The sequence below is a fragment of the Cellulophaga baltica genome (assembly GCF_900102165.1).
In the GTDB taxonomy this organism is placed as follows: Bacteria; Bacteroidota; Bacteroidia; order Flavobacteriales; family Flavobacteriaceae; genus Cellulophaga; species Cellulophaga baltica.
The window spans coordinates 248,042-261,631 of the sequence record NZ_FNBD01000005.1; the positions used below are offsets into that span (position 1 = coordinate 248,042).

Sequence of the window (13,590 nt, forward strand, 5' to 3'; positions counted from 1 at the left end):
GAAATAAGCTTGTTAAAAAATGCAGAAACTGCCGAAATTATTTATTTACCTTCTTGGGATTATTTTTGTCATTAATCTAATACAAAGTTATTTTACCGATTTAATCTTTGACGAGGCCTATTATTGGCACTATGCTCAAAATATGGCTTGGGGTTATTTTGATCACCCCCCAATGGTCGCATTTTTAGTGAAACTAAGTAGCTTTTTCTTTGAAGGCGAATTGGGAGTTCGGTTTATGAGTTGCCTACTCTCTATAGGTACTCTCATCTTTATTTGGCTCGTAATAGACAATCCTAAAAAGAAAGATTATGTGTTACACTTTTTTGTGCTCACATTTTCCATGACACTCTTAAACGCGTATGGTTTTTTTACGCTCCCAGATACACCTCTTTTATTTTTTACTGCTGTTTTTTTATACGTCTATAAAAAGTTTATTACCGCCCCTTCTGTAGTACTGGCTATTATCCTAGGGCTGGTGATGAGCGCTTTAATATATAGCAAGTACCACGCTGTTCTTGTCATTATATTTATACTACTCTCTAATATTAAATTAGTTTTAAACAAATATGCCTGGTTAGCCGTATTTGTTGCATTACTAGGTTATTTACCTCACTTTTTATGGCTTTATGAGAATGATTTTGTCTCGATAAAGTATCACCTATTTGAGCGCCCTAATAGAGCTTATGAGTTTAATGATTATACGGTTGGTTTCTTCTTAAACCTATTAGCCTTGTTTGGTTTCACTTTTTTCTGGGTATATAAAGCCTTATGGAAAACTAAAGGAACAGATGCTTTTAATAGAGCACTTTTATTCCTAACCTATGGTACCATCCTCTTTTTCTTTATTTCTAGTTTTAATCGTAGAATACAAACACAATGGATCATTGTGATTTCCATATCCCTAGCCATCATTGCTTTTAACTATATGTTAGAAAATGAAAATGCTAAGAAATGGATTTACAGAATGGGATTGGTAAATATTGTACTGCTTGTTTTTGTACGCTTTATATTGGTTTTCGAAGAAATTTCTCCTTTACACTATGAATCTCATGGCAATAAAGAATGGGCAGCTTCTATTAGTGATCGCGTTGGTGATACTCCAGTAGTTTTTGAAAATTCCTACAGGAACGCTCCTATGTATGCGTTCTACTCAGGAAACACCTCGTTCTCTCTTAACAATGTCATGTATCGTAGAAACCAATACTCTATTGATGATTCCGAATCAAAAGTGCAACACAAAAGAGTTCTATACGTTTCTCAGTATTTAAGTAAAGGTGATATTGCTGTTGACCTACCTAAACAGAAAAAAGGGTTTGGAGTTTATATGGATAATTTTGAATCTTTTAGAAAATTGCGTGCCATTCTTGATGAAAGTGAGATATCTTTAAAAAATGATAGTCCCATTGAACTTAAGATTTATAATCCCTATGATTTTGACATTGCCATAAATAAATTGAAATATAGCGTTGTCTATCATACCCAATATAAACGCCCGGAAGAAATTATTGGAATTACACCAATTCTAAAAAATCCTGACCTTACGGTACTCAAAGCAAAAGACACTTTGTATTACAGCTTTACCCTACCTACCTTTAAAATGGAAAACCCGGGGTATTTCAAAGTTGCTATCAGCGAAAACGGACTTCAACCAGGAATGAATGGTGATAATATAAAATTAGTAAACTAAATGAAAGAAGTCTTACTAAGAAGTATAGAAAATATTGACTGGATTACGCTGATTTTATGTTGCAGTATAACGACATTAGTTTTAGCAAAAAAGATTTATTACGGCAGGTTTGTGAACTTTATCATCCTGCCTTTCAATAATAAATACATATTTTTATACAATAAAAAGGATAAATTATCGCATTGGTTCACTATTTTTCTCTCCATATTTCAGCTCTTAAATTTCACCTTATTTCTATATTTTATAGATTCCGTTTTTAAATTATCGCACCATATAAACACGCCTTTTACTTACATTATTACCCTAGGAATTTTAATTACCTTCTTTTTTTCTAAATTGATCTTACACCTGTGCAACGCCTTTGTTTTTAACATGCAAGGAGCTATTAGTGAATTTTTATTTAAAAAAATATCCTACTTTAACTACAGTAGTTTAATCATGTTTGTGGCGAATATTCTTCTTGCATATATTTTAAAAGATTCAAAAATTGTAATCTATATAACCGTACTATTAATTGCCGTAATAAATATTCTGGGATGGGTTACTGCCATACGAAATCATCAAAAATTAATTACCAATAATTTTTTCTATTTTATTTTGTACCTTTGCGCACTCGAAATAGCACCCTTAGTGCTTTTAGGAGATTACTTTAAAGACTGATGCTTATGAAAGTAAAAACGATTTTGGTATCGCAACCAGAACCGAAGATGGAAAACTCTCCATATTCCCGACTTATTGACAAGGAAAAAGTAAAGGTAGATTTTAGACCCTTTATACATGTTGAAGGTGTAGATGCTAAAACTGTAAGACAACAAAAAATTGATCTTAACAATTTTACTGCTATTATTTTAACTAGTAGAAATGCGGTAGATCACTTTTTTAGAATTGCAGAAGAAATGCGTTTTAAAGTGCCTGATTCTATGAAATATTTCTGTCAGTCAGAAGCTGTTGCCTATTACTTACAAAAATACGTAGTCTACAGAAAGCGTAAAATCTATGTTGGTAAAATGAATTTTCAAGATCTTTCTACTCTTTTCAAAAAGTATAAAGACGAAAAATTCTTACTACCTTCTTCAGATTCTCTAAAACCAATTGTTCCTGAAACATTGGATGCTTTAGGCTTAACTTGGACTAGAGGTATTTTCTACAAAACGGTAGTTAGTGACCTTTCTGATTTAAAAGATGTGTATTATGATATCTTGGTATTCTTTAGTCCTTCTGGAATTGAGTCTTTATTAAAGAATTTCCCAGATTTTGAACAGAATGATACTAGAATTGCTGTTTTCGGGAATTCTACCGTAAATGCAGCAACAGATGCTGGTCTTAGAATAGACATTAAAGCACCAACACCTGAAACGCCTTCTATGACCATGGCATTGCAGAAATATATTACAAGTTTAAATAAAAAGTAAAGAATTACTTTTTATTTACAAGCATAAAAAAAGCCTCTTTTCAGAGGCTTTTTTATTTATTTGATATTTAGAATCCGTAACGCTGCGGTCCGCCACGTCTTATTTCTTCATTTGCATAAGATTCAAACTTTTTAAAGTTCTCACGGAAAGCATTAGCCAACTTAAATGCTGTGGTATAATACTTCTGATCATCATCCCAGGTTGTTCTAGGACTTAACACCTCTGTAGGCACCCCTGGACACTCTCTAGGTTGCGCAACACCAAATACAGAATGAATATGGTACTTGTCATAAGAATACAATCCTAAGTCACCATTTAACGCTGCCGTTATCATGGCACGTGTATATTTAAGCTTCATACGCGTACCAATACCGTAAGGACCACCTGTCCATCCTGTATTTACCAACCAAACATTAACACCGGCATCTTTCATCTTCTTACTTAGCATTTCTGCATATTTCGTAGGATGTAATGGCATAAAAGGCGCTCCAAAACAGGCTGAGAAATTTGGCGTAGGTTCTACCACTCCGGCTTCCGTTCCTGCTACTTTTGCTGTATATCCAGAAATAAAATGGTACGCTGCTTGGCTAGGCGTTAATTTAGAAATTGGAGGCAACACCCCAAAAGCATCTGCCGTTAAAAAGAATATATTTTTAGGATTCTTCCCTATAGAAGGCACTTGAATGTTTTCAATATGATTAATAGGATAACTTACTCTTGTATTTTGCGTGATAGAGATATCCTCAAAATCTACCACACCTTCAGAATTCATAACTACATTCTCAAGTAGCGCCCCTTTTTTAATAGCTCCAAAAATTTCAGGCTCGTTTTTTGCAGATAGGTTGATCACTTTTGCATAACAACCCCCTTCAAAATTAAAAATGGTATTCTCTTTTGTCCAACCATGCTCATCATCTCCAATTAGTTTTCTATTTGGATCTGCAGATAGTGTTGTTTTCCCTGTTCCCGAAAGACCAAAGAAAATAGCCGTATCACCATCTTTACCTACATTTGAAGAGCAATGCATTGGCAAAGTATTCTTATACACCGGTAGGATAAAGTTAAGAGCAGAAAAAATTCCTTTTTTAATTTCTCCGGTATACCCGGTACCACCTATTAAGGCAATTTTTCTTGTGAAATTTAAAATCGCAAAATTATGTTGACGCGTACCATCTATCTCAGCATCTGCCATAAAACCAGGAGCGTTAACCACCGTCCATTCTGGATCAAAATTCACCAATTCTTTTTCGGTAGGTCTTAAAAACATGTTACTAGCAAACATGTTAGACCAAGGGTACTCATTAATAACCCTAATATTTAATTTGTAATCTTCATCTGCACACGCATAGCTGTCACGTACATAAATTTCTTTTTCATTTAAATAATTGATGACTTTACCATACAAAGCATCAAAAGCAGCAGGCTCAAATGGAATATTGACATTCCCCCACCAAACTTTTTCATCTGTAATCTCATCTTTTACTATAAATCTATCCATTGGAGACCTACCAGTAAACTCACCCGTATTTACCGCAAGAGCACCAGAAGATGCCTCTTTCCCCATACCTTTTTCCAGGGTTGATTTATGCAAATCATCTGGTGATAATTGATAATGCACATTTTCACTTGTAATACCATACTTAATCAACGAAATCGTTTTCGCAATCTTATCCATATTAAAGAAGATTTATTAGTTTTAACGGGGTAAAATTATTGAAATTATAATTCATAGGGTAGTTTTTTCGTTAATATCTAATATTTTTCTTTATAATAACGAAATCCGAGTAAAATCCAACCTGCAATTAATAGGAGTCCACCCACCGGTGTAATGAATCCAATAGCCTTAAAATCGAAAGAAGTTAGGCTGTTTGTGGCCAACAAATAAATAGAAAAAGAAAATAATAATACTCCTACCGTAAATACCCCATAAATAAGTTTTTTATTTTTTTCTTGAATTTTGGTAACCCCTGAAAGAATTAAAAGCACTAATGCATGATACATTTGATACGTAACCCCAGTAGTGTAAGACGCTAAAGCCTCTTCACTTAACACCTCTTTTAATCCGTGCGCGCCAAAAGCTCCCAGAACTACCGCAAGCCCTCCAAATAAAATTCCTGTACTAAAAATTGTTTTGTTCATAACTAAAATGATTGTTATTTTTACATATATAACAAAAGTGATTTTTTGATTGTCACTATAAAGATACAAAACTATGCTGCGAAAAATTCTAATTATTGGTGCTGGCAAGTCCACATCCTACCTATTAGATTACTTTTTAGAAAAAGCAATTGAAGAACAATTACAGATTGTCATAGCAGATCTAAATCCAGAGGCTATTCCAGCAAAGTTCAAGAATCACTCTAATTTTGATGTCGTAAAATTGGATATTTTTAATACTCCTGAACGCCAAAAAGCTGTGCAAGAAGTAGACATAGTAGTGTCTATGCTCCCTGCACATATGCACATTAATATAGCCAAAGATTGCATTCACTTTAACAAACACCTTGTCACTGCTTCTTATGTAAGCGATGAAATTAAAACTTTAGATAAAGAGGCTAAGGAAAAAGGGCTCGTTTTTATGAATGAAGTTGGCCTTGATCCAGGTATTGACCACATGAGTGCCATGCAGATTATCAACCAAATTAAAAAGAAAGGTGGTAAAATGTTATTGTTTGAATCTTTCACAGGAGGTTTAGTAGCTCCAGAAAGTGATAACAACTTATGGAATTATAAATTTACATGGAATCCTAGAAATGTAGTTGTCGCCGGTCAAGGTGGTACCGCTCAATTCATACAAGAGGGCACCTATAAATACATTCCTTACCACAAACTATTTAGAAGAACAGAATTCGTAGACATTAAAGGCTATGGCAAATTTGAAGTCTATGCCAATAGAGATTCTTTAAAATATAGAGAAGCATATGGACTTACAGATATCTTAACGCTTTATAGAGGCACTATGAGGCGCGTAGGATTTTCTAAAGCCTGGAATATGTTTGTGCAATTAGGAATGACAGATGATAGCTATACTATTGAAAACTCTGAAGGAATGACCAATAGAGAATTTGTCAATTTGTTTTTACCCTACTCCCCTACAGATTCTGTTGAATTGAAACTTAGGTACTATCTAAAAATAGATCAAGATGATATTATGTGGGATAAACTTCAAGAGCTTAATTTATTTAGCAGCGATAAAAAAATTGCGCTTGAAAATGCAACCCCTGCCCAAATATTACAGAAAATATTAGAAGACAGCTGGACGCTTGCCGATGAAGACAAGGATATGATTGTCATGTATCACAAATTTGGCTATGAAGTAAATGGCACTAAAAAGCAAATAGATGCTAGCATGGTGGTTATAGGAGAAAACAGAACCCATACCGCTATGGCTAAAACAGTTGGTTTACCTGTTGCTATTGCTACCCTTCTTATTTTAAACAAAAAAATTACAAGACCGGGCATTCAAATTCCTTTACATGAAGAGGTCTATACTCCTATTTTAAAAGAACTAGAAGCTTACGGAATTATTTTTAACGAAGAAGAAGTTACCTACTTAGGGTACAATCCAAATACTGTGGCTAGTTAATAATTGAAACTAATTTGCTATATTTCATATTAAATTGAAAGAGCAACAGATGAAATCAGCTAAAGAAAATGTAAAAATAGACGGAATTGACAAAAAAATATTACGCTATTTAATGTCTGATGCCCGCAAACCTGTTTTGGAAATTGCCAGAAACATTGGTATTTCTGGTGCCGCTATTCACCAAAGGCTTCGAAAGTTAGAAAACTCTGGGCTAATCGCAGGTTCTAAATTTGTAATCAACCCTAAAGTATTAGGGTTTTCTACGATGGCTTATGTCGGCATCTATTTAGATAAAGCAATGAGTAACCCTGTGGCCGTAAAGGAGCTTGAAAAAATACCTGAGATTCTAGAATGTCATTACACCACAGGAAACTGGTCTATCCTAATAAAAGTATTGTGCAGAGATAACGAGCATTTAATGCAAGTTTTAAACAACAACATTCAACAAATTGATGGCGTATCACGAACTGAAACCTTTATCTCTTTAGATCAGCAAATTGAACGTCAGATTACGATATAAAGAACTTATATTTTCTTAAACCTGGAAATGAAAAAACGATTCTTTATTGTACTCTCTGTACTCCTACTATGCTCCTCCTGCAAAAATGAATTAGGATGCGATAGCCTAATGGCCAATTTAAGCTTGCGAAAAGAGCTCACTGCCGTCCATGCTAAAGAAAGTGCTTTTTTTAAGCTGTTTAATGTAGACCATCCTAAATATTTGCTAAGAGAGTTATTTAATACAAAAACTAACATACATAGTATAAAAACGCTCCCAAAGACAACTAACGGAAGTTGCTATTGCCAAGCTCAACTATCCATTAGTTTTGATGAAGACCTTAAATCCAGAATTCTAAAAGCAGTAAACCCAAATGCAACGACTATAATTAGTAGCTATTTTGATGAAATTAAGTCGGAGAGTCGCATTGAATATGAATTTTCTAATCCTTCTAAAAATAACTATACGATAAAAATCATAGAAGATAATAAAGAAGAACTTCTAAGAAGTATTGTTTACTATATACGACTACACCCCTATGAACAAGCACTAAAAACAAAAGAGGCTCCTTAGTACTAAGAAGCCTCTTTTATATATTTTTTACACGGGAATATTAATCTCTTCTTCCGCCAAAAACTTGTAATGCCCAATAGGCCAATGTTGCAATAGAGCCTATAGCTGCCACCAAATAGGTTCTTGCTGCCCATTTCAAAGCATCTTCTGCGCCAGCATATTCATCTGGAGCCAACATATTTTTATGTTTTAACCATGCTAGGGCACGGTTACTAGCATCATACTCTACAGGCAACGTAACCAAACTAAATATGGTAGCAAAACTCATCATAACCAAACCTGCAACTGCCACCCAATATCCGAATCCAAATCCTGCAGCAGCACCCAACATTAGCCCTCCAAAAACAACCCACATCGCAAAGTTAGAAGTAACGTTTACAATAGGTACTAATTTAGACCTTAAGCCTAACCACTGATACGCTTGCGCGTGTTGCACAGCGTGTCCACATTCGTGTGCTGCAACTGCTGCTGCAGATGCGTTACGCTGACTATACACACCTTCACTTAAATTCACTGTCTTGTTAGCAGGATTATAATGATCCGTAAGCATTCCTGGCGTAGAGATAACCTTTACATCACGTATGCCATTATCCGCTAGCATTTTTTCTGCAATTTCCGCACCGCTCATTCCATTTCGTAAATGAACTTTTGAGTATTGCTCAAACTTGCTCTTCAGCTTCCTACTTACCAACCAGCTTATTAAAGCTATTCCTCCAATTAATATATAATATCCGTACATAATTTTTTATTTTAAAACTTAAATATAGCAAAGTTTCTTTGCCTTATACTATAAACGCAAAAATCCCGCCAAAATTTTCCAACACATAAATGCGGAAAATTTGGCAGGATTTTTAATTATATAACTTTGACCTAGACGAACTTATGATGCCCAATCAAATGCTTCAATAATTTCTTTATAGATTACTTCTCCTTCAGAAATATTTAAACCTTTCTGTAATCCTGGATCAGAAGCCAATGCTTTTTTCCAACCCATATTAGCAATCTTAATAGCATAACTTGTAGTTACGTTTGTAAGTGCTAATGTAGAAGTATAAGGCACCGCTCCTGGCATGTTTGCTACAGAGTAATGTACAATTTCATCTATAATATAAATAGGATCTTGGTGTGTTGTTGGTCTTGTAGTCTCTACACAACCACCCTGATCTACAGCAACATCTACAATAACAGCTCCAGATTTCATGGTTTTAAGCATGTCTCTAGTGATTAAGTTTGGCGCTTTTTTACCTTTAAGTAAAACTCCACCAATAATTAAATCATGTGTTTGTACGTGCTCTCTAATATTATATTCATTAGAAAATAAAGTAGTACAGTTTGCTGGCAATACATCATTAGCATAACGTAAGCGCTTCATGTCTATATCTAATATAGTTACCTGAGCACCTAAACCAGATGCCATTTTAGCAGCTTGCATACCTACTACACCTGCACCAAGTATTAAAACTTTTCCTGGAGGTACACCCGGTACACCACCTAATAAAAGACCACGACCTTTAACTGGTTTCTCTAAATACTTTGCTCCTTGCTGAATAGACATTCTACCTGCCACTTCAGACATAGGCGTTAACAATGGTAAACCACCATCTCTATCTTCTACCGTTTCATAAGCAATACAAATAGCACCACTTTCTAACATAGCCTTCGTTAAAGGCTCGCTAGATGCAAAATGGAAATATGTGAAAACAATTTGTCCTTTTTTAATAAGGCTATATTCTTGTTCAATAGGCTCCTTAACTTTTACTATCATTTCTGCGATAGCATAAATCTCTTCAATAGTTTCTAAAATTGTAGCTCCCGCTTCAACATACGCTTCATCTAAGAAACCACTATTATCTCCTGCCGTTGATTGTACAAATACTTCATGGTTGTTTTTTACTAATTCAAAAACACCACCTGGAGTCATACCAACACGACTCTCATTGTTTTTAATTTCCTTAGGGATACCTATTTTCATTTGCTTTATTTATTAGAACTTTCGATTAAAAAGAAAAATATCTGCATAAAAATGAATTTGATTATCAGATTCCTGCAGATTACATTTATAAAAAAACAAACTAAAAAAGACAAAGGCAAATCTTAAGTTTATTCAACAAACAAATTAATTCGCCAATGTCAATTTTAATTATAATTAGTCGCGTCAAATTTGCCACAAATAGTTATAATAAAAAAACAAAAACCACTAAAATTGTGATGGTTTAACTAATAATCAGACTTTTAACAATTAGCCCTATATTGTTTTGCAGAAATAATAAAATTGATGCCTAAAATTCAGATTTTCGAATAAAGCGTTGCACAATTATCAGCCTTATTTTGCCCTTTTTGGAGCGAATAGTGTCATATCAATCTACCGTTACTGCTACGATAGATTGATATGCCTACTTTTTAACCTACTATATTAATAATTTTACCTGGAACAATAATGACTTTTTTAGGCGTACGCCCTGCCAATTGTTGTATGGTTTTTTCATGCGCCATCACTACTTCTTCGATCTGATCTTTTGTAAAATCCATCGGAAGTTCTAATTTGAAACGCATTTTTCCATTAAAAGAAACTGGGTATTCTTTACTACTCTCTACCAAGTGCGATGCCTCAAATTTTGGAAAAGGCGCTGTAGAAATAGAGTTTGTATGCCCAAGTTTACTCCATAATTCTTCCGCGATATGTGGTGCGTAAGGCGACACCAAAATAACCAAGGCCTCTAACACCTCTCTACTGGTACATTTCTGAGCAGACAGTTCATTCACTGCAATCATAAAGGTAGATACAGACGTATTGAAAGAGAAGTTTTCAATATCTTCTTCTACTTTCTTAATGGTTTTATGTAAGGTCTTAAGGTTGTCTTTTGATGCTTCCGTATCGGTAACTTTAATACCATTATCGTCTACATACAAACGCCATAATTTTTTAAGAAAACCATGCGTACCCGTAATGCCTGCTGTATTCCAAGGTTTAGATTGCTCTAATGGGCCTAAAAACATCTCATACAGACGTAAACTGTCTGCCCCGTAACCAACACAAATACTATCCGGACTTACCACATTGTATTTAGACTTGGACATCTTTTCTACTTCGCGACCAACGATGTATTCATCATCGCTATTCAATTTAAATTCTGCTTTCTTTAGAAAAGAAAAAAGAGGATCCTCTTTAAGCCTTTCAATATCAAGAACATCAGTCGTGCCTATTAAATATTTTACATCAACTCGTACCGGAAGAAAAGTTCCATCAAAAGAACTATCAAGTTCCGCTACTAAACCAACACTTGCAAAATCCTTAATTCTATTAGTAATGATATTTTTGACAACAATATCATAATCACCTTTCACAGCATTTTCATAAGATTCTTTAGAAATTACATATTTTTTCATTTCTAAAACCTCTGAATATTTTTGAAGATCTTCTTTGTTACTAACGTTAACAGAAAACCCAGGACCAAAACCATACACAAAAGCACTTGTCCCCGTGATCATTCCTTGATTGATCAGTTTTTTGGCAAACTCGTTTTTAGGCACTACACCCTTATCAAACAAGAATTTTTGCCAGAAACGTGCATATAATAAATGTCCTGTTGCATGCTCACTACCACCAATGTACAAATCTACATCTTGCCAATAGTTAATGGCCTCCTCTGAAAATATAGCCTCCGTATTGTTCGGATCCATATAACGGTTAAAGTAAAAACTACTCCCCGCCCAACCTGGCATGGTATTTAATTCTAAGGGCCACACCGTGGTGTTATTTATCTTGCTATTATCTACAACCTGATTAGAAACCGTGTCCCAGGCCCAAACGGTAGCATTCCCTAATGGTGGTTCTCCAGTTTCGGTGGGTAAATATTTTTCTACTTCTGGTAATGCAATTGGCAAATGTTTCGCATCTATCATTTGCGGCATACCATCTACATAATATACTGGAAAAGGTTCTCCCCAATACCGTTGTCTGCTAAAAACAGCATCACGCAAACGGTAGTTAATTTTTCCTTTTCCTTGTCCTATTTTTTCCAATTCATAAATCGCTAATTTCATGGCTTTCTTATACGGCAATCCGTTTAGAAAATCAGAATTAGCAATTACCGTTTTGTCTTTGTCAGCATGTGCTTCTTCAGAAATATCTACGCCTTCAAATACATTAGGAATAGCAATATTGAATTTTTTAGCAAAATCATAATCACGCTGATCACCACAAGGTACTGCCATCACAGCTCCTGTACCATAACCCGCTAACACATAATCCCCAATCCAAATTGGCACTGGCTCTTTGGTAAATGGGTGCTCTGCATACGCTCCAGTAAAAGCCCCTGAAATAGTTTTCACATCTGCCATACGCTCACGCTCACTACGTTTTGCAGTTGCTTCTATATATGCTTCAACCTCCGCTTTTTGCTCTGGCGTGGTTATTTTAGCAACCAACTCATGCTCTGGCGCTAAAGTCATAAAAGAAACTCCAAAAATAGTATCAGGGCGGGTGGTAAAGACATCAATCCCCCTAACCCCCGAAGGGGGAACTTCTTTACTATTCGATAGCTCAGTAATTATATTATTTAATACAGCATCTAAATCCCCTATAACTTGTTCATTCGTAAAACGAACTACCTTAAACCCTCTTGCATTTAATACATCTGTACGAGATTGATCTGCCTCTTTTTGTTCTTCATGAATTGCACCATCTACCTCAACAATCAATTTTTTAGAAAGACATACAAAATCAACTATAAAATCTGCAATTAGATGTTGCCTTCTAAATTTATCTCCTATATTTTTTCCTTTCAACCTTTCCCATAGTATAGCTTCCGCTTCTGTAGGATTATTGCGCATTTCTTTTGCTCTTTCTAATAATAAGTGCGCATTATTTCCACCTGTCATATATCCAGGAGTAGCTCCCTCTCCTTTGGAGGGGGTTGGGGGGAGGATTTGAAACGTTACTGAAGCTCCTTGAGAACGACCTATCCAATTGGTCTGTGAATCCTTAAGTGGTTGTGGCCAATCTACTGTAGTTAAATCATCTAATAAACGTTGTGCATATGCCGAAATACGCATGCTCCACTGTGTCATTTTTTTACGAATAACAGGGTGACCTCCGCGTTCTGATACGCCATTGACAATCTCATCATTAGCCAATACAGTACCTAGGCCAGGACACCAGTTTACTTCCGTATCTGCCAAATAGGTAAGTCGGTATTGCAACAGTAGTTCTTGTTGCTTTTTTGTGTCAAAAGCATTCCACTCTTCTGCAGTAAAAACTATAATATCTTCATCACAAACTGCATTTACCGTCGCATTTCCTTCTTTTTCAAAAAGCGCGGTTAATGTAGCAATGTCTTCTGCCTTGTTCGTATCATTATTGTACCACGAGTTGAACAACTGAATAAATATCCACTGGGTCCACTTGTAATACTGCGGAGTAGAGGTACGCACTTCACGGCTCCAATCAAAAGAAAAACCAATTTTATCCAATTGGTCTCTATATCTAGCAATATTTGTTTCTGTAGTAATTGCAGGATGTTGCCCTGTTTGAATGGCATATTGTTCTGCTGGTAAGCCAAAAGAATCATATCCCATTGGATGCAATACATTAAACCCTTTATGTCTTTTATAACGCGCATAAATATCACTAGCAATATACCCCAACGGATGCCCTACATGGAGTCCTGCTCCAGAAGGATAAGGAAACATGTCTAAGACATAAAATTTTTCTTTATCGGAATTATTTTCTGCTTTAAACGTTTGGTTTTTTGCCCAATATTCTTGCCATTTGGCTTCAATTTCTGTGAAATCGTAGTTCATTATATAAAGTTTGTATAAACCTGACGGTTTT

General features: G+C 35.2%; 11 protein-coding genes. 6 read left to right on the forward strand and 5 right to left on the reverse strand.

Annotated features, from left to right (window positions below):
- Positions 1-19 precede the first annotated feature (19 nt).
- Genes BLQ19_RS10670 through BLQ19_RS10680 form a run of 3 tightly spaced genes read left to right on the forward strand, consistent with a single transcriptional unit; the run spans position 20 to position 3,099 of the window.
- Entirely contained in the window at positions 20-1,687 is a 1,668-nt protein-coding gene (locus tag BLQ19_RS10670; protein ID WP_074538337.1) for an ArnT family glycosyltransferase, read from the forward strand.
- Positions 1,688-2,347, forward strand: a complete 660-nt coding sequence (locus BLQ19_RS10675) for a DUF4271 domain-containing protein (protein ID WP_074538338.1) — start codon at positions 1,688-1,690, stop codon at positions 2,345-2,347.
- A 5-nt stretch (positions 2,348-2,352) separates the two neighbouring features.
- Positions 2,353-3,099 (forward strand): uroporphyrinogen-III synthase, encoded by a 747-nt coding sequence (locus BLQ19_RS10680; protein WP_024479106.1) that lies wholly within the window; start codon positions 2,353-2,355, stop codon positions 3,097-3,099.
- A gap of 67 nt (positions 3,100-3,166) precedes the next feature.
- Here the strand turns inward: BLQ19_RS10680 and pckA are convergent, their stop codons facing one another.
- Positions 3,167-4,774, reverse strand: a complete 1,608-nt coding sequence (pckA, locus tag BLQ19_RS10685; RefSeq protein WP_074538339.1) for a phosphoenolpyruvate carboxykinase (ATP) — start codon at positions 4,772-4,774, stop codon at positions 3,167-3,169.
- A 77-nt stretch (positions 4,775-4,851) separates the two neighbouring features.
- Positions 4,852-5,238: a DUF423 domain-containing protein gene (locus BLQ19_RS10690; protein WP_074538340.1), complete on the reverse strand. Its 387-nt coding sequence runs from the start codon at positions 5,236-5,238 to the stop codon at positions 4,852-4,854.
- A gap of 73 nt (positions 5,239-5,311) precedes the next feature.
- Between BLQ19_RS10690 and BLQ19_RS10695 the strand changes: the two genes are divergently transcribed.
- Genes BLQ19_RS10695 through BLQ19_RS10705 form a run of 3 tightly spaced genes read left to right on the forward strand, consistent with a single transcriptional unit; the run spans position 5,312 to position 7,757 of the window.
- Positions 5,312-6,685, forward strand: a complete 1,374-nt coding sequence (locus BLQ19_RS10695; protein WP_074538341.1) for a saccharopine dehydrogenase family protein — start codon at positions 5,312-5,314, stop codon at positions 6,683-6,685.
- Positions 6,686-6,734: 49 nt separating this feature from the next.
- The gene (locus tag BLQ19_RS10700) at positions 6,735-7,205 is read left to right on the forward strand and encodes an Lrp/AsnC ligand binding domain-containing protein (RefSeq protein WP_024479110.1); all 471 of its coding nucleotides are present in this window, start codon (positions 6,735-6,737) and stop codon (positions 7,203-7,205) included.
- A 27-nt stretch (positions 7,206-7,232) separates the two neighbouring features.
- Positions 7,233-7,757, forward strand: coding sequence for a hypothetical protein (locus tag BLQ19_RS10705; RefSeq protein WP_139150238.1), 525 nt, complete (start codon positions 7,233-7,235; stop codon positions 7,755-7,757).
- Between the two features lie 40 nt (positions 7,758-7,797).
- Here the strand turns inward: BLQ19_RS10705 and BLQ19_RS10710 are convergent, their stop codons facing one another.
- The 3 genes from BLQ19_RS10710 to BLQ19_RS10720 all read right to left on the reverse strand — a co-directional run bounded on the left by BLQ19_RS10710 (position 7,798) and on the right by BLQ19_RS10720 (position 13,559).
- Complete coding sequence (locus BLQ19_RS10710; protein ID WP_024479112.1) at positions 7,798-8,496, reverse strand: zinc metallopeptidase; 699 nt, start codon at positions 8,494-8,496, stop codon at positions 7,798-7,800.
- Between the two features lie 141 nt (positions 8,497-8,637).
- Positions 8,638-9,729 (reverse strand): alanine dehydrogenase, encoded by a 1,092-nt coding sequence (gene ald / locus BLQ19_RS10715; protein WP_024479113.1) that lies wholly within the window; start codon positions 9,727-9,729, stop codon positions 8,638-8,640.
- A 428-nt stretch (positions 9,730-10,157) separates the two neighbouring features.
- Positions 10,158-13,559, reverse strand: a complete 3,402-nt coding sequence (locus BLQ19_RS10720) for a leucine--tRNA ligase (RefSeq protein WP_074538343.1) — start codon at positions 13,557-13,559, stop codon at positions 10,158-10,160.
- Between the last annotated feature and the right edge of the window lie 31 nt (positions 13,560-13,590).